At 42.9% G+C, this 25786-nt stretch carries 6 protein-coding genes; all 6 read left to right on the top strand.

What is annotated here, in order from left to right; all coding sequences use genetic code 11:
* Nucleotides 1-176 precede the first annotated feature (176 nt).
* The 6 genes from DP117_RS11955 (at nucleotide 177) to DP117_RS11985 (ending at nucleotide 25568) form a co-directional block, all read left to right on the top strand.
* The gene (locus DP117_RS11955; RefSeq protein ID WP_211176058.1) at nucleotides 177-539 is read left to right on the top strand and encodes a transposase; all 363 of its coding nucleotides are present in this window, start codon (nucleotides 177-179) and stop codon (nucleotides 537-539) included.
* Entirely contained in the window at nucleotides 502-1008 is a 507-nt protein-coding gene (locus DP117_RS11960) for a transposase (RefSeq protein ID WP_211176059.1), read from the top strand. The genes DP117_RS11955 and DP117_RS11960 overlap by 38 nt, the downstream gene beginning before the upstream one ends.
* Nucleotides 1009-1820: 812 nt before the next feature.
* Nucleotides 1821-11969, top strand: coding sequence for a non-ribosomal peptide synthetase/type I polyketide synthase (locus DP117_RS36180; RefSeq protein WP_248277637.1), 10149 nt, complete (start codon nucleotides 1821-1823; stop codon nucleotides 11967-11969).
* Nucleotides 11962-16641 (top strand): type I polyketide synthase, encoded by a 4680-nt coding sequence (locus DP117_RS11975; RefSeq protein ID WP_169218529.1) that lies wholly within the window; start codon nucleotides 11962-11964, stop codon nucleotides 16639-16641. Before DP117_RS36180 ends, DP117_RS11975 begins: the two co-directional genes overlap by 8 nt.
* A 419-nt stretch (nucleotides 16642-17060) precedes the next feature.
* On the top strand, nucleotides 17061-20594 hold the full coding sequence (locus DP117_RS11980) for a non-ribosomal peptide synthetase (protein ID WP_169218530.1): 3534 nt from the start codon (nucleotides 17061-17063) through the stop codon (nucleotides 20592-20594).
* 12 nt (nucleotides 20595-20606) lie between these two features.
* Nucleotides 20607-25568 carry a type I polyketide synthase gene (locus DP117_RS11985; RefSeq protein WP_169218531.1) on the top strand — a complete coding sequence of 1654 codons (4962 nt, stop codon included), beginning with the start codon at nucleotides 20607-20609 and terminating at the stop codon, nucleotides 25566-25568.
* Nucleotides 25569-25786 lie beyond the last annotated feature (218 nt).

A 25786-nucleotide genomic window follows, 5' to 3' on the forward strand; every position in this document is an offset into this window, starting at 1 on the left:
TCTGAACTTAACCTTTCTTTACACAGTCTTATTTATTTCTGTCCAGCTACTTAATCGCAAAAATTCTATCTTACGTTTTTCAATGTTGACCTACTTATCCACATAATTCTGCTCAACTTTCATGAACCTATCCCACTAAAGTAAAAATCTGGTAATCTAGTTCTCACTTGAGTTGGATGTATCAGTTAATGGCTGGACGTTTTGAAGGATTGAGCGACCTGGAATGGAAGTTGTTTGAGGATATATTTCCCCAGGAACCATCCAAGCGTGCTAAAGGAATGCCTCATGCACCATATCGCCATGTATTAAATAGTCTGCTGTACATTCTAATTACTGGGTGTCGATGGTGTGATTTACCACGGGGCAATACATGGGCATCAAAAAGCTCGTCCCACCGATGGTTAAAACGGTGGCGCTCCGATGGAACATTTGAACATTTACAGAGGCGTATTTTAGCGATCGCAGATGAGAAAGGACTAATAAATTGGGACTTTGGCGCGGTTGACGGGTCTTTTTCCCCCTGGGAAAGGAGGAGGTGAAGAAGTTGCGTATGGAGGGAAAGGCAAAGGTATTCTTATTCACACCCTTAATGAAGGTAATGGAATGCCCCTGGCCAACTCCACTACTCCAGCGAACGGTAACGAGAGAGAACAAGTGTTACCTTTACTAGATAAAGTAAAATTAAAAACTTTGAAGCGCGGCAGACCACGTAAACGACTTAAGGTATTGGCTGCTGATAAAGGGTATGACTCGAAACAACAACGTACAAGTCTACGCAAACGAGGGATCCGACCTCAGATACCAAAACGAGTTTGGAAAACTAAGAAAAACAAAGGCAGACCCATCAAAATTTCTGTTCCACGATTTCAGCAAGAACGTTGTTTTGCTTGGTATCAACGTAAATCTCGTCGTTTAGCTGTTCGCTGGGAACGCCAAAAAGTATATTTTGATGCATTCGTTGACCTTGCTACTATCCATATCTGGGTTCAGAGAATATTAGTGGGATAGCTTCGAAATTTTTCTGAAAAATTATTTATTTTTTTGAGCAATCACTGCATAAACAATTTATAGAAATACCCACTAAATAAATAGGAGGGCATTGTTGAATTTCAACTGTACTCACATGCTGTTCCACAAGACCCAATTATTTAAAGGAGAAAAATAATTGTCAGTTCTACGTCCTCGTCCGTGTCCTTGAAATTACCAGCCACTACGTCAGTGACTTTCAGTAGACCGAAAAGTTTTGTCAGTCAACGCAAGAATCAGGGTTTCAAGCAACGTTTTTGGAATGGATCACAGCGAGTAAAAGCGATAAGCCGGAGGCTTGACGCTTCGGGTACGGAACCCTTGGCGTCCACGAGCCTGTTGCCCAAAAGGCAGATTATGGAAGGATTTCGGCTTTATTGTGTTTCCTCGCTCAAATGAAGGGCGCTTAAGTCTTTTAGAAAAGTTTTCAGTCTACTGACTTTGATATGACCAGCCATTACATCAACGACACTGACCACACATTGCAGCATAAGCTGCAACAACTCAAAGACCAACTTCCTAACCTAGAGAGTCATTCAGAGGAGTACTGAAACATATTTAGAAGTACGATTTATTTGCTCAAAACTCATTCCTATTGCCCAATACCTTCGCCAAAATAAAGAGGGCTTTCCGTAGTAGAGTTATTGTTTACCACAACTACAACTCAATCACGACAGAAAGCCCATGCCAGATACATTACCACTGTTGGAATGTTTGCAGCGATATACGATAAGAACGACATTGAGACGGTGGAGTCGAATTATATGCTGAAACCTTATAAAGATGAGAAGAAAATGGATAATTTTTCTACCTTTTTAGATATCTTGCAATACCGAGCCATACATCAGTCCGAACAAATTGCCTATACCTTTTTAATAAACGGAGAAACAGAAAGCGTAAGTCTTACTTATCAAGAATTGGAGCGAAAAGCGCAAGCGATCGCCGTTCGACTTCAAGACCGAGTTAAAGTTCCTGGTTCGCGAGTCTTGTTGCTGTTTCCACCAGGTCTAGATTTTATTACTGCGTTCTTTGGCTGTTTATACGCTGGATTTGTCGCCGTTCCCGCCTATCCGCCTCGACGCAATCAAAAACTATCCAGACTGCAAGCTATTATATTGGATGCCCAAGCGTCGGCGGCGCTTACTACAACATCCGAATTGACTAGCATGGAAAGTCAATTGGTTCGGAATCCAAAATTATCTGCCATACACTGGCTAGCTATCGATAAGATTGACAGCGACTGTGCATCAGACTGGCAAGATCCAACTGCGAGCAGCGACACTCTCGCTTTTCTCCAGTACACTTCAGGTTCTACCGGAACGCCGAAAGGAGTAATGGTCACTCACGGCAATCTCTTGCACAACGAGCAAATAATTCAAAGAGCATTTGGACATACGCACAATACTATTTTTGTCGGTTGGTTGCCTTTATTCCACGATATGGGATTAGTTGGCAATGTGTTACAGCCCCTATATTTGGGAATACCGTGTTTTCTCATGTCGCCTGTAGCATTTCTGCAAAAACCAATTCGCTGGCTAGAGGCAATTTCACGCTACAAGGCAACTACTAGTGGAGGTCCTAATTTTGCTTACGAGCTTTGCGTTCGCCAAATTACGAAAGAACAGCGCGAGCGACTCGATCTAAGTAGTTGGGAAGTGGCTTTTAGCGGAGCCGAACCAATCCGAGCTGAGACACTAGAGCATTTTACTAGCACTTTCGCCGATTGCGGCTTTCGCCACGAAGTATTTTATCCTTGCTATGGGATGGCTGAGACAACTTTATTTGTCTCTGGAGGCTTGAAAACGCAACCTCCAGTGATTTGCCAAGTCGAGAGAACTGCTCTCGAAAAAAACAAAGCAATAGTTGCGACTGACGATCGCTCGGATATTCAAAAAATAGTCGGCTGTGGTCGGAGTTGGTTGGATACAAAAATCGTGATCGTCGAACCCAAATCTTTAACTCGGCTTACAGATGGACAAGTGGGAGAGATTTGGGTATCGAGTCCGAGTGTGGCTAGTGGCTACTGGAATCGACCATCGCAGACAAAAGATACTTTCCATGCTTATCTTGACACGAATGAAGAACCGTATCTACGCACGGGAGATTTAGGGTTTTTGCAGGATGGCGAGCTATTTGTTACGGGTCGGTTGAAAGATTTGATTATTATCTTGGGTCGCAATCATTATCCTCAAGATATCGAACTAACAGTAGAACAAAGCCATCCAGCACTACGTCCTAGTTGTGGAGCGGTTTTTTCTGTCGAAATTGCTGGTGTAGAACAATTGGTGATCGTCCAAGAGGTAGAACGAACTCACCTGCGGAAGTTAAATGGCAATGATGCGATCGCGGCAATTCGCAAAGCAGTGGCAGAAGAGCACGATTTACAAGCTTACGCGATTTTGCTGCTCAAAACTGGAACGCTTCCAAAAACTTCTTCTGGGAAAGTGCAGCGTAGTGCTTGTCGAGAAGGTTTTCTGGCTGGTAGTTTGGATGTAGTGGCAGACTGGAGTGTAAATCCCCAATACAAAAACCATTTTCGGCATCTGGAATCAGAAGTAGAATCCCTGTGGCAAAAACTGCAAACGGATAATTTGTCAGCCAACTCTTCAGGGAGTACAAACGATCAACTACCAGCACTCAACGATCAACCAAAATCTAAAAATGTAGAGGCGATCAAAGCTTGGTTAGTGGCAAAAATTGCCGAACATCTGCAAGTATCACCTGTAGAGATAGATATTCGCCAAGCTCTAGCTCAATATGGTTTAAATTCTCTGGCAGCAGTGAGAATTTCGGGCGAACTACAAGAATGGCTTGGACGCGAATTTTCTCCCACCTTACTATACGATTATCCTACCCTTGAAGGCTTAGCTCGACATCTAGTAGATGAAACTTCTGCTTGCGAAGGCTTTGCTCCGCAAAAAATTAAAACTGAAAGTAGGAAAGAAACTGAAGAGATCGCGATTGTTGGAATGGGTTGTCGTTTCCCAAAAGCCAACAATCCAGATGCTTTTTGGCAGCTATTACGCAACGGAGTCGATGCGATCGCTCTTGTACCCGCATCGCGTTGGGACAACTATGCTTGCTATGGTGGCTTTTTGGAGCAAGTGGATCGATTCGAACCGCAGTTTTTTGGAATATCCCCACGTGAAGCAGAAAGTATGGATCCCCAACAGCGTCTGCTACTAGAAGTAAGCTGGGAAGCTCTAGAACACGCTGGCAAGGCACCAGATAAGTTAGCAGGAAGTCAGACAGGGGTTTTCTTTGGCATCAGCAACTTTGATTATTCTCAGTTACAGTTCGACTTGAAGACTAGATTGGATGCCTATTTTGGAACTGGTAATGCTTTTAGTATTGCCGCTAATCGCCTATCTTATCTTCTAGATTTGCGGGGTCCAAGCTGGGCAGTAGATACAGCCTGCTCTTCATCTCTAGTGGCAGTTCATCAGGCTTGTCAAAGCTTGCGCCAAGGAGAATGCGAACTAGCATTAGCTGGAGGAGTCAATCTCATTCTCACTCCCCAACTGACTATGTGTTTCGATCAAGCAGGAATGATGGCTGCTGACGGTCGCTGTAAGACCTTCGATACGAATGCGGATGGTTATGTTCGTGGAGAAGGTTGTGGTGTAGTGGTTCTCAAATGTCTGTCCAACGCGCTTAGGGATGGAGATAAAATTCTGGCGATCGTTAAAGGTTCGGCAGTCAATCAAGATGGCCGCAGTAATGGACTTACGGCTCCTAACGGTGCTGCTCAACAGGCGGTCATTCGTCAAGCTTTAGCCAATGCTGGCGTAACACCAGCACAGATCGGTTATGTAGAAACTCATGGTACTGGCACTTTTTTAGGAGACACCATTGAACTGAATTCTCTTAAAGAAGTGTTGACGCACGAATGCTCGCATCGACAACCTTGCACGATTGGCTCGGTTAAAACCAATATAGGTCATTTGGAGGCTGCTGCCGGTATTGCTGGTTTAATTAAAGTAGTGCTATCTTTACTTCATAAAGAGAAGTTTCCTCATCTACATCTGAAACAGAGAAATCCTCATATTTCTCTTGAAAGCACTTCATTATCGATCGCTACCGAACTTCAACCGTGGTTACATGATAAAGAGCAACGTCTTGCTGGTGTATCTTCATTCGGTTTTGGCGGCACTAACGCTCATGTAATTTTGGAAGAAGCACCTATCTTTGATCCTTCTTTTCCCGTTACAGAAAGCGATTCTCCACAGGAGACGCTACGCGAACGCCCCAAACATTTGTTGACTCTCTCGGCAAAAAATGAATCGGCTTTGCAGGAGTTAGTACAAAAGTATCAAACTCATCTAGAACAAAATCCCCAAGAGTCTTTAGCAGATGTTTGCTTCACAGCCAATACTGGACGAACGCATTTTGACCATAGATTGGCTGCGATCGTTGAATCTCGACAGCAATTGCAAACGACATTGAATGATTTTATTCTTGGCAAAGAGAATTCTGGGGTAGCAAGCGATTGCTCGCTCGGTCAAAAGTCTCCTAAAATTGCCTTTTTGTTTAGCGGTCAGGGTTCCCAGTATTTAGGGATGGGACGACAACTTTACCAAACTCAACCTACTTTCCGCAACTGTTTAGACCACTGCCAAGAAATTCTGTCTTCTTATTTAGAAAAGCCGCTACTATCAATTTTATATCCCGAATCAGAGAGTGATTCTCCCCTAAATAAAACAATTTATACTCAACCATCATTATTTGCTTTAGAATACGCACTTTTCGAGTTATGGAAATCTTGGGGGATAACTCCAGATGTAGTTATGGGTCATAGTGTGGGTGAATATGTCGCTGCATGTGTAGCGGGAGTATTCAGCTTGGAAGACGGACTCAAACTGATTTCCGAACGGGCAAAATTGATGCAGACACTGCCTCCTCAAGGTGAGATGCTAGTTGTATTTGCTGATGAAGCACAAGTAGCAACAGCCATTCAACCTTATACCTCAGAAGTAGCGATCGCCGCCATCAATGCCCCCAAAAATATTACGATATCTGGGCGTATACCAGCGATCGCCTCAATCGCTGATGCCTTGGAAGCACGAGGAATTGAGACTCGAAGCTTAAAAGTGTCTCATGCCTTTCACTCTCCTTTAATAGAAGATATTTTGGATACCTTTGAGTTACAAACCAGTCAAATCCAATTTCGCGCTCCAAGTATTCCCCTGATCTCCAATTTGACAGGGCAAATGATGTACTCAGAGTTTATCCCCGATGCCAAATATTGGCGACAACACACTCGCCAAACAGTACAATTTATGGCAGGGATAAAAACTCTATTCGCACAAGGATACGAACTATTTTTAGAAATTGGCCCCAAACCAATCCTGTCGAGCTTAGGTAAACGCTGTCAACAAGAAGAAAAGGCGGTTTGGCTACCTTCTCTAGCACCGCAGAAAGAGGATTGGCGAGTGATGCTGGAAAGTTTATCCGCATTATACATAAGCGGAGCAGAGATTGACTGGCTGGGATTTGATCGAGATTATTCACGTAGCCTACTTTCGCTTCCCACCTATCCTTTCCAAAGAAAACGCTACTGGATTCAAGAACAAAGCACAATGCCAAACCAGTTATCCAAGCCTATAAAGACAAACGCGATCGCTACTAACGGTTTAAATCCTGCTTTGACTACATTCACCAAAACGAACCAAAAAGAAACAATTCTCACAACCTTGCGAACTCTGGTTGCGAATTTACTTAAAGCAGAACCATCTGAGATAAATATAAACGCTCCTTTCTTAGAAATGGGCGCTGATTCTATAGTCCTTATTGATGCCGTTAACAGCATTGAAACAACCTATGGAATAAAAATTACTATTCGCCAATTATTTGAGGAGTTGACGACCCTTGATGCCTTGGCAAATTATCTAAACGAGCAGATCGTCCCAAAAGATTTAATTTTAAATGAGATAGAAACTAAGGTACTGTCGCCGCAAATATCACAACCAAGCGAGCGAGCGACAGTAGAGCAACAGATGGGATCCCAGAAAGCGATGGAAGCAATTATTCAGCAGCAGCTTCAGCTTATGTCTCAGCAATTAGAAGTGATGCGGGGTAATGGTTTATCCACAGTTCCCAATTTTTCTGCCCACAACGGACACTCAAAACCCGCAGTCGAAACACTTAAGCCAACACTACCCAAACCAATTGCTCAAGAAACATTTTCGCCCTTGCCCCCCTGGAAAGTCAGCGAAATTCGCCATCGAGGACTCAACCCGCAACAACAGCGTCACTTAGAAGATCTCATCGTTCGTTATACCCAGCGCACTCAAACCTCAAAACAACTAACGCAAACCTATCGACCAATTTTGGCAGACAATAGGGCTTCGGCGGGCTTTCGTTTCTCTACCAAAGAAATGCTCTATCCGATTGTGGGAGAACGTTCTCAGGGTTCGAGAATTTGGGATATCGATGGAAATGAGTACTTAGATCTGACAATGGGATTTGGGGTGAATTTGTTTGGACACCAGCCCGATTTAGTGATCGCCGCTTTAAAAGAGCAGGTTGATCGAGGAATACAAATTGGACCCCAAACCCGTCTGGCAGGAGAGGTAGCGCAGCTAATTTGCCAAATTACGGGAATGGAACGAGTTACTTTTTGTAATTCTGGAACCGAAGCGGTGATGACAGCACTGCGCTTGGCACGCACAGTTACAGGTCGTCAAAAAATTGCTTTGTTTGCTGGTTCTTATCACGGTCACTTTGATGGGACTTTGGCAATAACTCAAACGAGCGGCGACAGTTTAAATGTAGTACCAATTGCTCCAGGGATTACATCAAATACAGTCGCAGATGTTTTGGTGCTTGACTATGGCAATCCTCATTCCTTAGAGATACTCGAAGCCCACGCACGCGAACTGGCAGCCGTTTTAGTCGAACCAGTACAAAGCCGCCGACCCGATCTCCAACCGAGAGAATTTCTCCACCAACTGAGACAGTTAACGCGAGAAAAGGGAATCGCATTGATAATTGATGAAATGATTACTGGTTTTCGCATTCATCCTGGTGGAGCGCAAGCATGGTTCGGTATTGATGCAGATATTGCTACCTACGGCAAGATCGTCGGGGGGGGAATGCCTATCGGTGTCGTTGCTGGTAAAGCTATTTATATGAATAGTCTTGACGGTGGGATGTGGAACTATGAAGATGCATCCTATCCTCAAGCAGAGACGACATTTTTTGCTGGCACTTTCTGCAAACATCCTCTAGCTCTAGCTGCTGCGAGTGCTGTCCTCAAAGAAATAAAGATGCGCGGATCTACTTTGCAAGAGAATTTGAATCAGCGCACAGCTAAGTTAGCGGACACGCTGAATGCTTATTTTGAAGGCGAGAATTTACCCATTCGTATCGTTTATTTTGGCTCGTTGTTCCGTTTTGCTTTTTCGAGCAATATGGACTTGTTATTTTATCATTTGCTCGAAAAGGGGATTTATGTTTGGGAGGGGCGCAATTGTTTTCTGTCTGCGGCGCATACTGACGAAGATATAGATTACCTAATTCAAACAATTAAAAATATTGTCGCCGAACTGCGAGAAGGTGATTTTTTACCAAATTCTGACAGTAATAGCAGCCAAAAAGAGCAAAAATTAATACAAACATCGGAAAAAATAAGTGAATCTAACTTAGTAAAAGAAGGCGAAGTCGAGAAAGAAACAGACAAAATCCTTTTAACTAAAGCTCAACAGCAACTCTGGATTTTGGATCAGATCGGAGACGATAGCACGCTCGCTTACAAAATCTCGATCGGTCTGCAATTAAAAGGTTCGTTAAATCTGGAGGCGATGAATCGAGCCGTACAGCAAGTTGTAGATCGCCATGAGGCTTTACGGACAAAGATCGACAGTCAGGGTAATTTTCAGCAGATTTTGCCATCTCTAAAGATAGATATTTCGTTAATTGATTTATCTAATGCAGGCGATGCTCCCCTTGGGAGCCGCCCTTTGGGCGATCGCGATTTTCAAGTAACACAGTGGTTTAAACAAGAAAGCCTAAAACCTTTTGACCTGACTCAAGGACCTCTGTTCCGTTGTTACGTTCTTAAATTAGAAGAACAGCTACATCTACTGGTTATGACAGCTCATCACATTGTCGTCGATGGCTGGTCAATAAACGTTATCTTGCAAGAATTAGGTGCATTGTATTCACAAGAGTGTCAGGGTGAAGTTTATCAACTCAAGCCACCGATGCAATTTAGGGAATACATTAATTGGCAGGAACAGCAAAGTCAAACTGAGGAAATGGCAGCCCATGAATCCTATTGGTTGGAAAAATTTGCAAGTTTAACTCCTGTTTTAAACCTGCCAACAGATCGTCCTCGTCCTCCAATAAAAACCTATAGGGGTAATAGGCAAACGCTGCGGCTGAATGCAAGCCTTTATCGTGAAGTGAAACAGTTCAGCACAACAAAGGGTTGCACCCCGTTTATGACTCTCCTGTCTGCATATACGGCTTTTCTTCACCGATTGACAAGCCAAGAGAATATTGTAGTAGGTATTCCTTCTGCTGGGCGGTCTTCTGCAGGTAGTGAAAAGCTTGTTGGGTACTGTGCTCACCTACTACCCATCAGAAGTTGTGTTGTTGAAAATTTGACATTTTCCGAATATCTTGGCAAAATGAAGGGTGTCTTGTTAGAGGCTTACGAAAATCAAGATTATCCTTTCGCTTGGTTGCTTAAACAGCTGAAATTAGGTCGGGACGCAAGCCACTCCCCTCTGATTGCAACCATATTTAACTTGGAGCGACCTGCAGCTGTGCCAAAAATGTTTGGACTGGAAACAGAGATTTTCGCTCCACCTATCAGTTTTACTGGATTTGATATCAGCTTTAATGTTATTGAGATCAGCGATGAGCTGATATTGAATTGTGAGTACAACACAGACTTATTCGATGCTGCCACAATTAGCCGGATACTAGGTTATTTCCAGACCTTGGTAGAGGGGATTATCACTCATCCTGAACAACGGCTTTTTGAATTGCCTCTGCTGAGTGAAGCTGAGCAACATCAGTTACTTGTGGAGTGGAACAACACTCAAGCAGATTATCCCCAGGACAAGTGTATTCATCAGTTGTTTGAGGCTCAGGTAGAAAAAACACCGGATGCTGTAGCAGTGGTTTTTGAGGAAGAACAACTTACTTATCGAGAACTGAACGTAAGGGCAAATAAACTAGCGCACCATTTGCAAACTTTAGGTGTAAAACCAGAAGTACTGGTAGGAATTTGTGTAGAGCGATCGCTCTCCATGGTTATCGGACTATTAGCCATCCTCAAAGCAGGTGGTGCATACATACCACTAGACCCGAGCTATCCTAAGGAACGCTTGGCTTATATGTTAGAAGACTCGCAACCAAGCGTCTTATTAACACAACAGCACCTAATAGAAAATTTACCAACTTATCAGGCAAAATTAGTTTGCACAGACAGTAACTGGGAACTTATCGCTCAACAGAGGACACAAAACCCAGTTTGCAACGTTACATCCGATAATTTAGCTTACGTCATTTACACCTCTGGTTCTACGGGTCAACCAAAAGGAGCGATGAATACCCATAGGGGAATTTGTAATCGCTTATTGTGGATGCAGGATGCTTACCAATTGACAGCAGCAGATTGCGTATTGCAGAAAACCCCTTTCAGTTTCGACGTGTCAGTTTGGGAATTTTTCTGGACGTTGATTACAGGTGCACGTTTAGTAGTAGCTCAACCAGAAGGGCATCGAGATACCAGCTACCTAGTTAATTTAATTTTACAGCAGCAAATTACGACCTTACATTTTGTACCATCAATGCTGCAAGTGTTTCTGGAAGCAGAAGGTTTAGAAAAATGTCAGTCTCTCAAACGGGTGATAGCAAGTGGTGAGGCATTGCCAGTCCAACTTCAACAACGCTTTTTTCATCGACTTGATGCCCAACTGTATAATTTCTATGGCCCAACAGAAGCTGCGGTAGATGTCACCTTTTGGCAGTGTAAAGATAGTCTTACCAACCAAAAGACAGTACCTATTGGTCGCCCAATTGCAAATATCCAAATTTATCTGCTTGATAAATATCTAAACCCTGTTCCTGTGGGTGTCACGGGTGAAATTTATATTGGTGGTGTTGGAGTAGCTCGCGGCTATCTCAACCGCCCAGAGTTAAGCGCCGCTAAATTTATCACCAACCCCTTTAGCCACGAAGAGGGGGCACGGCTATACAAAACTGGAGACTTAGCCCGGTATTTGCGCGATGGCAACATTGAGTATCTCGGTCGAATTGATAACCAGGTGAAGATTCGCGGCTTTCGTATAGAGTTGGGAGAAATTGAAGCAGTGTTGACCGAACATCCTAAAGTGCAGGAGGCGGTGGTCATTGCCCGCGAAGACCAACCGGGTGAGAAGCGCTTAGTGGCATATTTGGTTCCCTACCAGGAGCAAGTCCTTAACACTAGTGAACTGCGCCGCTTCCTCAAGGAAAAACTGCCCGACTACATGGTGCCGTCAGTTTTTGTCATGCAGTCGGTTTTGCCTCTAACACCTAACGGTAAACTAGACCGCAACGCTCTACCTACACCAGATTTATCTACAAGTGATTTGGAAGAAGGCCTCGTTGCACCTAGTACTCCTACAGAGGAAATATTAGCTCAGCTTTGGATGGAAGTTCTCGGGCGAAAACAAGTAAGCATCTACGACAACTTTTTTGATATTGGTGGTAATTCACTCCTTATAATTCAAGTAGGGAACAAAGTGAGAGAAATCTTCAATAGCAATATCTCAGTCACTGACTTGTTTAAGTATCCAACTATAAGTAATTTGGCTAAATATTTAAGCCAAGAAAATAATGTAGAACAAACTGCCCTTGCCCCAATTGATGAATTAGCCAAAAAGCAAAAAGAGGCTATCAAAAGACAAAAGCAACTCATAAAGCAGAAGAGGAAAGCAAATGTATAATTGGGAAACTCAGGACTCTTTAGAACCTATAGCCATAATTGGCATGACTGGTCGTTTTCCGGGAGCTAACAACGTTGATAAATTTTGGCAAAATTTAGTCAACGGTGTAGAGTCAATTACATTCTTCACGGATGAAGAACTCATCGCTTCAGGTGTAGACCCGGCTTTACTAAATTCTCCTAACTATGTCAAAGCCAAAGGAGTGTTGGAAAACATCGAAATGTTTGACGCTCTATTCTTTGGCTTTACACCCAAGGAAGCTGAGTTGATGGACCCCCAGCACCGTTTCTTCCTAGAGTGTGCTTGGGAAGCTCTTGAAAATGCTGGTTATGACTCTCAAGCATACGACGGTCGAATTGGTGTTTACGCTGGCGCTGGTTTGAATATTTACCTGGCAAGAAACTTAATTTCAAACCACGACCTCATCGAATCAGCAGGCAATTTACAAGTTTCAATTGGCAATGATAAAGATTATGTGCCTACACGGGTTTCTTATAAATTGAACCTGACAGGACCCAGTATTAACGTTAACACTGCCTGTTCTACTTCGTTGGTTACTGTTCATTTGGCGTGCCAAAGCTTGCTAAATTATCAATGCGATATGGCACTGGCAGGTGGTGTTTCCATTTACACTCCACAAAAAGAAGGTTATTTTTACCAAAATGGCGGTATTGCCTCTCCTGACGGACACTGCCGAGCTTTTGATACTCGTGCTCAGGGAACTGTCGATGGCAATGGTGTAGGCATTGTTGTGCTGAAGAGGTTAGAGGATGCTTTGGCAAATGGTGACTACATTCATGCAGTTATCAGAGGCTCTGCTATCAATAACGATGGTTCGTTGAAAGTGGGCTACACTGCTCCAAGTGAGTCCGGTCAGGCGGCAGTAATTTCAGAGGCTCTGGCAGTAGCAGGGATTGAGGCTGAGGACATTTCATATATAGAAGCACACGGAACTGGAACAACTCTTGGAGATCCGATTGAAATTGCAGCACTGACTCAAGCTTTTCGGACCAGTACTCAGAAGAAGGGCTTCTGTGCTATTGGTTCAGTAAAAACAAATATCGGACATCTTGATGCAGCCGCTGGAGTGGCGGGTCTAATTAAGACTACCTTAGCGCTGAAACACAAGTTGCTGCCTCCTAGCTTGAACTTTGAAAAACCATCACCCAATATTGATTTTGCTAATAGCCCATTTTACGTCAATAAGACGCTGTCCAAATGGACAACAGACGGAACACCCTGCCGTGCTGGGGTCAGTTCCTTTGGCATCGGGGGTACTAATGCCCATATTGTCTTAGAAGAAGCACCTGTTGACCAGACGCAAGATATCGCATCTCGACATTCCAGACCTTGGCAACTACTATCGCTGTCTGCTAAAACCAGTTCTGCGCTGGATGAAATGACTGCAAATCTAGCTGCGTACTTAAAACAGCATCCCGATCTTGACCTTGCTGATGTAGCTTACACGTTTGCTGTTGGTCGTAGAGCTTTTGATCGCCGACGGATTGTAGTTTGCCAAGAGCTTAATGAAGCTGCAAACGCATTGGAGTCAGCTGATCCGCAACGAGTTTTTACAAACTTTCAGGAATTCAAAGAGCGGTCTGTGGTGTTTATGTTTTCAGGGCAGGGTTCTCAATATGTGAATATGGGGCACGAACTCTACCAGACTGAACCTACATTTCGCAAGCACATCGATTTGTGTTCGGAAATCCTCAAACCTCATTTAGGATTTGACCTACAATCTATATTGTATCCTCAAGAGGAATTAGCTGAAGAAGCAGCACAACAACTTAAACAGACAGCTATTGCACAGCCAGCTTTGTTTGCGATCGCCTACTCCCTAGCTCAACTCTGGATGTCTTGGGGCGTGCATCCAAAAGCAATGATTGGTCACAGTATCGGTGAATATGTAGCAGCAACTCTGGCTGGTGTTTTATCTTTAAAAGATGCCTTAGCTCTAGTAGCTTTACGAGGGCAGCTCATGCAACAACTGCCAACAGGGGCAATGCTTGCTATTCATCTTCCAGAAAAAAAGGTGCAAGCCCTCCTAAATGTAGAGATGCATGCAACGTCTCTACAAATTGCTGCAATTAACGGACCATCCCTTTGTGTGGTTTCAGGTCGCACGGATGATGTGGAGGCATTGCAGAACCAGCTTGCAGAAAAAGGCTTAAACTGCCGACGTCTGCATACTTCCCATGCATTCCATTCTGAGATGATGGATCCTATTTTGGAACCCTTCACCCTTGCAGTCAAAAAAGTAACTCTCAATCCCCCACAAATTCCATACTTGTCTAATGTCACTGGCACTTGGATTACAGCGTCACAGGTAACAGACCCAAATTATTGGGCAAAGCATTTGCGATCCTGTGTGCGCTTTTCGGAAGGACTGCAACAGTTGTTGAAAGAACCCGAACAAATCCTGCTAGAGGTTGGTCCTGGAAGGACGCTAAGTACGTTAGCCACACAGCATTCAGATCAGACAGTAAAGCAAGTTGTGCTAACTTCGTTACGTCATCCGCAAGATCGTCAATCAGATGTAGAGTTTTTGCTCACTACATTAGGCAAGCTTTGGCTTTTTGGCGTAAAAGTGGATTGGTCTGGATTTTATAACCACCAAAAACATTTTCGTGTTCCCTTACCAACATACCCTTTTGAGCGTCAGCGTTATTGGATTGAATCTCAAAAACAGTTAGACAATAACCGTAAATCTCAGGTATCACTGGGCAAAAAACCAAATGTCGCTGACTGGTTTTACTTACCTTCTTGGAAGCAATCCTTACCACCATTGTCTCTTGCAGATGAAGAGTTAGTGGAGAGTAAATCATCCTGGCTAGTGTTTATTGATGATTGCGGCTTGGGTTCCCAAATTGTAGAACGATTGGAACGGGATGATCGTGATGTTATTAGTGTTAAAATTGGAGCAGAGTTTACTCAGCATAGCGATTGTGCATATACTCTGAACCCTCAACAACCTGATGACTACCATACTTTAGTCAAAGAAATTTTAGCGCAAAGAAAGTTCCCAAACACAATTGTCCATTTGTGGAGTGTCACAAAGAACAGCCAAACAGTATCAAGGCTTGAAGAGGTTGACAAAGCTCAAGATTTAGGTTTGCACAGTCTTATCTTTCTAGCGCAGGCACTTGGGAAACACAATGTGATGGATGAGATTCAACTGACTGTTATTTCAAATAATGTGCAGCCAGTAACTACAGAAGAAGAACTGTGTCCTGAGAAAGCGACCATGTTGGGAGCAATTAAGATTATTCCGCAAGAATACTCCTCAATTAGCTGTCGTAACATTGATGTTGTCCTTCCCAAATCAGGAACTAGAAGTGAACGCAAGCTTATAGACCAGCTATTCAACGAACTACAAGCAAAATTCTCCGACTTGTTTATTGCCTACCGTGGTCTTCACCGTTGGGTACAAACTTTTGAACCAGTCCAATTAAATAAGCCCAGTGAAACAAATATAAGGTTAAAGGAACAAGGAGTTTACTTGATTACAGGTGGCCTTGGAGGCGTTGGATTTGTGCTAGCAGAAAATCTGGCGAAGACTGTAAAAGCCAAATTAATTCTGTTAGGTCGTTCAGCTTTTCCGGCACCAGATGAGTGGGTCAAATGGCTTACTAATTACGGTGAAGACAATGATATCAGTCGTAAAATTCAGAAAATTCAAAAACTCGAACAGTTTGGAGCTGAGGTTTTAGTTATCAGCGCCGATGTAGCTAACTTTGAACAAATGCAAGCAGCGATCGCCAAGGCTCAACAGCGGTTTGGTCCAATAAATGGTGTTATCCATACTGCTGCTGTTGTTGATTATGCAGGTGTTATTCAAAGAAGAACAAAAGAAATAACAGAAAATGTTCTAGCACCCAAAGTGAGGGGTACATTGGTACTCGCTAAGCTATTAGAACACGTTGAACTAGATTTTTTAGTTCTTTGTTCATCTATAGGTGTTGCACTGTATAAAACAAAATTTGGTGAGGTTAGCTATGTTGCTGCTAACGAATTCCTTGATGTTTTCTGTTATTACAATACTTGTCAAAATAGAACTTTTACAGTTAGTATTGATTGGGATGATTGGCAAGAAGTTGGAATGTCAGTAGAGGCAGTCAAAAACGCTGCCAAAATTAATTCTAATATTCTTGAAGAAGAATACCTCCAGAATGCACTACTTCCTTCAGAAGGTGTTGAGGTTTTTCTGCGTATTCTGGATAGTCCATCTCCCCGATTTACAGTATCAACTGAAGATTTAACGACTAGAATTAAGCTAAATAATTCCTTTTCAAAAATTTCTTTTGAAAGCTTAGAAAAAGTTAATAGATCCCAAGATACACACCCACGACCTGAACTCAGTAATGTTTATGTTGCTCCTCACAATGAGCTTGAGCAAACTATTGGTGAAATCTGGCAACAATTACTTGGTATTGAGAAAGTGGGTATCTACGACAACTTTTTTGAACTAGGGGGACATTCATTACTAGCCACTCAAGTTATTTCTCGGGTTCGTGAAGCCGTTCAAGTAGAACTTTCCTTAAATAACCTGTTTGAAGAACCTACAGTAGCTGGCATATCTGCTTTAGTAGATAAAATTCTTTTAAAAACCCAAAAACGACAGATAACGACTAGTGATTTTGTGGGTGAGCGAGAAGAGATAAGGCTATGAAAAGTACAAAGAGTTTTTGTCCTATCTTAACAACTTAGACGTCAGGCTTTAGAGCATAAACAATGGTTCCGCTCTAACGCTGCTAAAAGAACATTGACATCAGATTTGCACGGGAGATATATCAATAGGAAGTGGTTCGTATTTTGTGGCAAAAAGGAGATCTATTGATGTTAAATAATATGTTATTGACACATGAAAACCTGCCGATTTTTGTTACCTACATTGTAGGAGGCATGGCATAATTCTCTAATTTGAATACTTTTTGTTCAAAAAGAGTGCAATTGATTAAAATAAATATTAATGCTCTGGTGTTAGGAGGGAGATTTCAATCTGATTAATCAGGGGTTTTTAGACAGGGTTAGCGTATCCCCCTATTATCTACATAGTTTTTGAAGAAGTAATTTTTAGAAAATAAAATTATGAAACCCATAGAAGATTTTTTGTCGGATTTAGATGACTTAGATATTAAACTTTGGATTGATGAAGTTAACGGATCTCCTGCACGAGATGTTAGCCTGCGCTGTAATGCCCCTAAAGGAACACTAATACCAGACATACGTGCTGAGTTAGCTGAACGTAAAGATGAAATTATCGCGTTTTTGCAAAAGACCAATCTCGCCTCAACTTTCACTATTGAACCCATTCGACCCATTTCCAGGAACGGAACTATCCCTTTGTCGTTGAATCAGCAAAGATTGTGGTTTCTACACCAAATTGAGGGAGAAAGTACTACCTATAACGAGTTTTTTGCCGTGAGCATTAAGGGTTTGCTTCAGATAAGTCATTTGGAGCAGAGCTTGCAAGAAGTTATACAGCGTCACGAAGTTCTCCGCACCACTTTTCCCAATCAGGATGGGTATCCTATCCAGGCGATCGCTCCCACGTCGGAAATAACCTTACCAGTAACGGACTTGCAGGCATTGCCAACAGTTGAGCAGTCTGCTCTCATACAACAGTTATCTAAAAAAGTTCAACGACCCTTTGACCTAGTCAATGGTCCGTTGTTGCGAGTTACTTTGGTGCAACTAGAGAAAGAGTCTTATGTGTTGCTACTTTGTATGCACCACATTGTTTATGATGGTTGGTCAATGGGGATATTCATTCAAGAACTATCTAGTTTATATCAAGCCAGTTGTGCTGGAGTTCCATCTCCTTTACCAAAATTACCAATCCAGTATGCCGACTTTGCAGTTTGGCAGAGACAATGGTTGAGTGGAGAAGTCCTAAAAACTCAACTAAATTACTGGCGTTCTCAATTGCATGGTGCTCCATCCCTATTACAATTACCTACTGACCGGACTCGTCCAAGTGTGCAAACTTACCAGGGTAGGACTGAAAGTTTTACGTTAAATAGGGATTTAACTCAGAAATTGCAAACCCTATCTGGTAAATCGGGTACAACCTTATTTATGACCCTGCTGGCAGCGTTTGCCACTTTACTATATCGTTACAGTGGTGAATCAGACATTTTAATTGGTTCACCAATTACCAATCGAAACCGCAGTGAAATAGAGTCACTGATTGGCTTTTTTGTGAATACTTTGGTGTTAAGAACCATTTTTGAAGCGAATCCCAGTTTTGAGAACTTACTGGCACAAGTGCGGGAAACTACACTCAAAGCTTATGAACATCAGGATGTACCTTTTGAACAGGTAGTTGAGGCATTGCAACCACAACGCTCCTTGAGTCATTCCCCCCTGTTCTGTGTGATGTTTGTATTGCAAAATACACCAATGAGTGAATTAGAATTACCTGGTTGTACTTGGTGTGAGTTAAATCCAGAAAGCACCATTGCTAGGTTTGATTTAACACTGTCAATCACCGAAACCTCTGAGGAATTGGTGGGGTCATGGGAGTACAACACAGATTTATTTGATCGGTCAACCATTGAACGCATGGCGGCTCATTTCCAGAACTTGTGTAGCGCAATTGTGGAAAATCCAGTAGCAACTGTGGGTGAATTACCCCTGTTGAGTGAAGCAGAACGCCATCAGTTGTTAGTGGAGTGGAATGATACTGCGTCAGTATATCCCACTGATAAATGTATTCATCAGTTATTTGAGGAGCAGGTAGAGAGAACACCCGATGCGGTGGCAGTGGTATTTGAGAATCAGCAGTTGAGTTATGTTCAATTAAATCAAAGAGCCAACCAACTAGCACATCACCTGCTTTCCCTCGGTGTAGGACCAGAGGTGCTAGTGGGTGTTTGTGTAGAACGTTCGATTGAGATGGTGGTAGGACTGTTGGGGATACTTAAGGCTGGTGGTGCTTATGTACCCCTTGACCCCAATTATCCCCAAGAACGGTTGAGTTATATGTTGGCAGATTCACAATTACCAATACTACTCACTCAACAGCACTTATTCAAACAACTTCCACAACACCAAACACAAACAATTTGTTTGGATGAAGATTGGCAAAACTTTGCTGATTACTCTCAGGATAACCCTTGTAGGCAAGTCAAATCAGATAATTTAGCTTACATAATTTATACTTCTGGTTCTACCGGAAAACCCAAGGGAACAATGATTCTCCATAGTGGTATAGTGAATTATTTAAGCTGGTGTATAAAAGCTTATAATGTTGCTGAGGGAGAAGGTTCTACTGTCAATTCTTCTATTAGCTTCGATGCCACTATTACCAGTTTATTTTCTCCTTTATTGATAGGACTAATGGTAGTTCTTTTACCAGAGAAAGGAGAAATTGAAGCACTTAAAACAGCATTGTGTTCTGGTACTAAGTTTAGCCTTGTAAAGATTACCCCGGCTCATTTAAAAATACTCAGCCATTTATTTGCCTCAGAACAAGTAAACATTCAAACTCAAGCATTTATTATTGGTGGGGAAGCCTTATCAGAAAAAGTTACTTCTTTCTGGCAAAAACACGCACCAGCAACTAGATTGATTAACGAATATGGTCCTACAGAAACTGTAGTAGGATGCTGTATTTACGAAGTAGGAAAACAAAGCTTAAGAGGAGGTGATATTCCCATCGGTCGCCCCATAAGTAACACCCAAATCTACATCTTAGACTCACACCTCCAACCAGTACCAGTGGGAGTGGCAGGAGAACTCTACATTGGAGGTGATGGCTTAGCCAGAGGTTACCTCAACCGCCCAGAACTAACCCAAGAAAAATTTGTCCCAAATCCCTTTGACTTTTCAAAAGTCAAAAGCATGCCCTTGAGCGAAGCGAAGGGTCAAAAGTCAAAATTATATAAAACAGGGGATTTGGCTCGATATTTGCCTGATGCGAAGATTGAATTTCTTGGTCGCATAGACCAGCAAGTCAAGGTGCGGGGCTTCCGCATTGAGTTGGGAGAAATTGAAGCAGCCCTCAACACTCATCCCCAAATCCAACAAGCTGTAGTTATTGCAACAGAAGATATTTTTGATAAAAAACGCTTAGTTGCCTATTTTGTCAGTTCTGATGAATCACTTACTACCAATCAAATACGTGAATTCCTCAAACAGAAGCTACCAGAATACATGGTGCCAAATGTCTTTGTCACCTTAGACACCCTACCGTTAACATCTAACGGCAAAATAGACCGCTTTGCACTACCAGCACCTGATAAGGAAATTACGCTGTCAACTGAAGCTTATGTAAAACCGCAAACTGAGCTAGAACGAATGATTGCAACTATTTGGCAAGAGGTGCTTCAAGTAGAGAAGGTGGGTCTATATGACAGTTTCTTTGATCTCGGTGGTCACTCATTACTTCTTATTAAGGTTCATAATAAGCTACGGGAAATTTTTAATCAAGATATATCAATACTCGAAATGTTTAAACACCCAACCGTAAGCTCTTTCGCTCAATATCTGAATCAGGAAAAGAGTGACTACTTATCTTCTTTGGACAAAAGCAAAAATCAGCTTGAAGACATGAAAGAAGGGAGAAACCGTCTAAAAAAAAGGTTGGTGCGTTCATCAGTAGTCAATCAAGAAAAATAAGAATAATGCAATATGAATAACTTTACAACATATGATTATAATACTGGTTTAGAAGTAGCTATTGTTGGCATGGCTGGTCGTTTTCCAGGAGCAAAAAATGTTAATGAGTTTTGGTACAATCTACTCGATGGAGTTGAGTCTTTATCAGTTTTCTCAGACGAGGAATTATTATCTTCTGGTATAGATCCTGCTGTACTGAGTCATCCTCGGTACGTCAAAGCAGGGCCTGTGTTGGATGATGTAGAGATGTTTGACGCTTCATTCTTCGGCTACACGCCCAGAGAAGCTCAAATTACAGATCCTCAACACCGCTTATTCTTAGAGTGTGCTCAAGAGGCTCTTGAGAACGCTGGCTACAACCCCCAAACATATAAAAGTCCAATTGGTGTCTACGCTGGTGCAAGCACGAACACTTACTTACTCAAAAACCTTGCTTCCAACCTTGAGTTGATCGAATTGGTGGGAAATTTTCAAACGATGATTTCCAATGAGAACGACCACCTTAGTACCCTCGTATCTTATAAATTAAATCTCACCGGACCAAGTGTCACAGTCCAAACTGCCTGCTCTACAACATTAGTTGCTGTGCATTTAGCTTGTCAAAGCTTGTTGAGTGGGGACTGCGAGATCGCTTTGGCTGGTGGTGTTTCACTACAATTGCCACAAAAGACTGGTTATCTATATCAAGAGGGCGGGATTTTATCTCCCGATGGACATTGTCGCGCCTTTGATGCTAAGGCACAGGGAACGGTTGGTAGTTCAGGTGTAGGCATTGTTGTACTCAAGCGGTTATCTGTTGCTCTGGCAGATGGGGATCACATTTATGCAGTCATTAAAGGCTCAGCAACTAATAACGATGGTTCGTTAAAAGTTGGTTATACTGCTCCCAGTGTTGAAGGTCAAGCAAAGGTAATTCGATCTGCTCAAGTTACGGCTGAGATTGAAGTCGAAACACTGACCTATGTTGAGGCACATGGGACTGGAACAATTTTAGGCGATCCCATTGAAATCGCAGCGCTGACACAAGCTTTTCGCTCCACAAACAAAAAGAACTTTTGTGCTATTGGTTCAGTAAAAACCAATATCGGTCACCTGGATGCTGCAGCGGGTATTGCAGGTTTAATCAAAACCGTTCTAGCACTCAAACACAAACAGATACCACCCAGCTTGCACTTTCAACAGCCTAATCCCAAAATTGACTTTGCTAACAGCCCCTTCTACGTCAATTCCACGCTTTCAGAATGGAAGTCGAATGGTACTCCCCGCCGTGCTGGAGTTAGTTCCTTTGGTATCGGTGGCACTAATGCCCATGTCATTCTTGAAGAAGCCCCTGTGGAGGAGCAGGGGAGGCAGCGCCGTGCGGGGGTTCCCCCCGTTGAGGCGACTGCCGTGGAGCAGGGGAGGAAATATCAGCTGTTAGTTCTTTCTGCGAAAACGGTATCAGCACTAGAAAGTGCTACTACAAATTTAGTTCAGCATCTCAAGCAGCATCCCAATCTTAACCTCGCTGATGTCGCTTACACCCAGTGTGTGGGTCGTCGAGCTTTTGACCATCGCCGGACAGTGGTTTGCCAGAATCTTGACGATGCAGTAAAAGTTCTAGAACCCCCAGATCCGCAACGGGTTTTTACTCACTACTCCGAACCCTGTGCGCGGCAGGTTGCATTTATGTTTCCTGGACAAGGTGCCCAGTATGTGGACATGGCTAGAGAGTTGTACGAAACTGAGCCAATTTTCAGTGAACAGATTGATGAGTGTTCATACCTTCTCAAATCTTACTTGGGGTTAGACCTGCGTACATTACTGTATCCGGATGTGGAACAAAAAGAAGTTGCAGCACAGCAGCTCAAGCAGACTCATATTACCCAGCCAGCACTGTTTGTGATTGAGTACGCCTTGGCTCAATTGTGGATGGCTTGGGGTATACGTCCTTCTGCAATGATTGGTCATAGCATAGGAGAATATGTTGCAGCTTGCTTAGCTGGGGTGTTCTCTTTAGAAGACGCCTTGGTGCTGGTAGCGACTCGCGGGCGACTGATACAGCAACTTCCTTCGGGGACAATGCTAGCAATACCACTATCTCAGAAAGAAATTCAACCCTTGCTGGGCGAGAAACTCTCCTTAGCTGCAATCAACGGATCAAATCTGTGTGTGGTTTCTGGAGTGGAAGAAGCGGTAGATGACTTACAAAAACAATTGACCGACCAAGGTGTGGACTGTCGCCGTCTGCATACTTCCCATGCCTTTCATTCCCAAATGATGGACTCAATTCTAGAGCCATTCAAGCAGCTGGTCAGCAAAATCAGCCTTAATTCTCCAAAAATTCCTTTTGTATCTAACGTCACTGGTACTTGGATAACCGCAGCACAAGCAACAGACCCGAAATACTGGGCAAGACATTTACGACAAACAGTACGCTTTAGCGAGGGAATCGCTGAATTGCTGCAACAGCCGGAGCAAATTCTCTTGGAGGTTGGTCCTGGGAAGACATTGAGTACCTTGGCTAACAAGCAAAAAGCGTCTGAACAAGTAGTTCTTTCTTCACTAAGACATCCACAGAACCAACAATCAGATGTGGCGTTTTTACTAAATACATTGGGCAGACTCTGGCTAGAGGGAATAAATGTTGATTGGTCAGAATTTTATGCTCATGAGCAACGTCATCGTATTCCCTTACCAACATATCCTTTCGAGCGAAAAAGATACTGGATTGAGCCTCTCTTAGCTAATGATGACAATCCATCGCCTAAAAAGGAAATTTCTGTGTCTCAACCAAAAGATATCATAACCAACTCAAAGCCACCATCATCAATCAAAGCTCCAGATATGCAAGTCGTCAACCAAAAAGACGAGAAACCTGTAGCAAATACAGGTATTGAACAGATCATTTCACAGCATCTTCACGTGATGTCTAAACTGGTAGACTTATTACCACAGGGAAGTTTACCCAAGGAAGTTTTGCCTTCATCGGAAGCGATCCAATCTTTTCCTCTCCATCAAAATGGGCAAATTGCTCAAACCCCAACCAATGCCTCTGCGTTGAGTGTAAATCAGTCTACATTTACTAAGACAGAGTCCCAGCAACAAATCAAAGACCGGAAAATTGCTCCTACACCCAAAGCTACTTCCCAACAAACCGAGAAAGAATCGATGACTCTGTTGAGTTCCCGTCAGCAGAAACATCTGGATGCATTAATCGCACGTTTTGTCAAGCGTACCCAAGAATCCAAACGACTCACACAAGCTTATCGTTCTTACCATGCCAATAGCAGAGCGGTATCAGGGTTTTTTCCGTTTATTAAGGAGATGATATATCCAATCCACGCACAGCGTGGAGAGGGTGCTAGACTCTGGGATGTCGATGGCAATGAATACGTAGACATTTCAATGGGGTTTGGTACGCTTTTATTTGGTCATTCGCCATCTTTTGTTATTGAAGCGATCCAGCAGCAGAGCAAGCAAGGCATACTAAATGGTCCACAATCGCGTCTTTGTGGTCAATTAGCTGAGTTAATTTGCGAGTTAACGGGTGCGGAACGGACGGCTTTTTGTAATGATGGCACAGAAGCAGTGATGGGAGCCATACGCATAGCACGTTCTGTGACAGGACGCTCAAAAATTGCTTTATTTGCTGGTTCTTATCACGGCGGTTCTGACGGAGTTTTGGTAAAAGGAGTCACAACCAACGATGGAACGCTGCGTTCTGTCCCGATGACTTCAGGTCTTCCATCATACTTGGCTGAGGATGTGATGGTGTTGGAGTATGGTACTCCCGAATCTCTGAATATTCTTAAAGAGCATGCTCATAACTTAGCAGCAATTTTAGTTGAGCCGATACAAAGCAGTCGCCCAGATTTGCAGCCCAAAGAATTTCTCTTTCAGCTCAGACAATTAACTCAAGAAACTGGAACTGTTTTAATTTTTGATGAAGTAATTACTGGCTTTCGGATGCACCCAGGCGGTATCCAGGCTTTATGGGGTATTCAAGCAGATATCACAACCTACGGTAAAGCTGTTGCTGCTGGCATACCTATTGGGGTAGTAGCTGGCAAAGCTGCTTTCATGGATGCATTGGACGGAGGTATGTGGAACTATGGAGATGAGTCTTATCCCCAGGTGAAAACAACTTTTTTCGCTGGTACTTTTTTCAAGCATCCTCTCGTCATGGCTGTCGCCTGGGCTGCACTCAATCACATCAAGAACAGGGGTGCCAAACTTCAGGAGGAGTTAAATCAACGGACAACGCAATTAGCCAAGACTCTTAATAGTTACTTTGAACAAAAACAAGTACCAATTCGAGTCGTTCATTTTGGCTCTCTCTTCCGTTTTAATTGTCAGACTCAACTTAGTAATTTGCTTTTCTATCACTTGCTTGAAAAAGGGATTTATGTCTGGGAAGGACGTACCCTTTATCTATCGACAGCTCATACTGATGAAGATATTGAGCAGGTGATTTGGGCAGTCAAGGAAAGCGTTGTTGAAATGCAAGAAGGGGGATTTTTACTATCTGAAGACATTTTAATAAATAGCGGAGAGCCAGTGATTCATCAAACTGGCGGATTCTCAAATAACTTGACTGGTTCATCCTTGAACTTAGCTACTGAGTCTTTCACGGTTACTTCAAACGCAAAGTCCGCAAAGGAGTTGTTTGAAACCCTGGTTGAGCAAATGCCTGACACTTTGGAGAATACTTATGTTGCTCCTCGCAATGAACTCGAGCAAACTATTGCTAACATTTGGCAACAGTTACTGGGAATTGAGCAAGTGGGCATTCACGACAACTTCATTACCTTGGGAGGACATTCTTTGCTAGCTACTCAACTCATTCATAGGATGCACAAAACCTTCCAAGTTGAGTTACCCTTTAGTAGCTTTTTTGAAGCGACTACTATTGCAAAGTTGGCCGAACTGATTGAAGAGATGATAATCGAGAAAATTGAAGAATTACCTGAAGAAGAAGTTGGTCTTCTTTAACAGTGAACAGTGAACAGTAAACAGTTATCAGTTAAATCCTTGGGTCGCGCGTCCCCCACCAATTGGACCGTTCGTCGTCAGACGTGCCGTAGGTATAGGCGTTGGTGGCGGTGAGCGCATCCCCCACCAGCCCGCCTGATAACTGATAACTGATAACTGGTTTAAGACTTATTTCATCATCTTTAGCTTGTACTTGTAACAGCTAATTTTTGACGAGA

The organism is Brasilonema sp. UFV-L1 (assembly GCF_012912105.1).
GTDB lineage: Bacteria > Cyanobacteriota > Cyanobacteriia > Cyanobacteriales > Nostocaceae > Brasilonema.

Coding starts and splice junctions, on each gene's coding strand:
- DP117_RS11980 (WP_169218530.1), top strand. CDS start 17,061: ATGAAACCCATAGAAGATTTTTTGTCGGATTTAGATGACTTAGATATT.
- DP117_RS11985 (WP_169218531.1), top strand. CDS start 20,607: ATGAATAACTTTACAACATATGATTATAATACTGGTTTAGAAGTAGCT.
- DP117_RS36180 (WP_248277637.1), top strand. CDS start 1,821: ATGGATAATTTTTCTACCTTTTTAGATATCTTGCAATACCGAGCCATA.
- DP117_RS11955 (WP_211176058.1), top strand. CDS start 177: ATGTATCAGTTAATGGCTGGACGTTTTGAAGGATTGAGCGACCTGGAA.
- DP117_RS11975 (WP_169218529.1), top strand. CDS start 11,962: ATGTATAATTGGGAAACTCAGGACTCTTTAGAACCTATAGCCATAATT.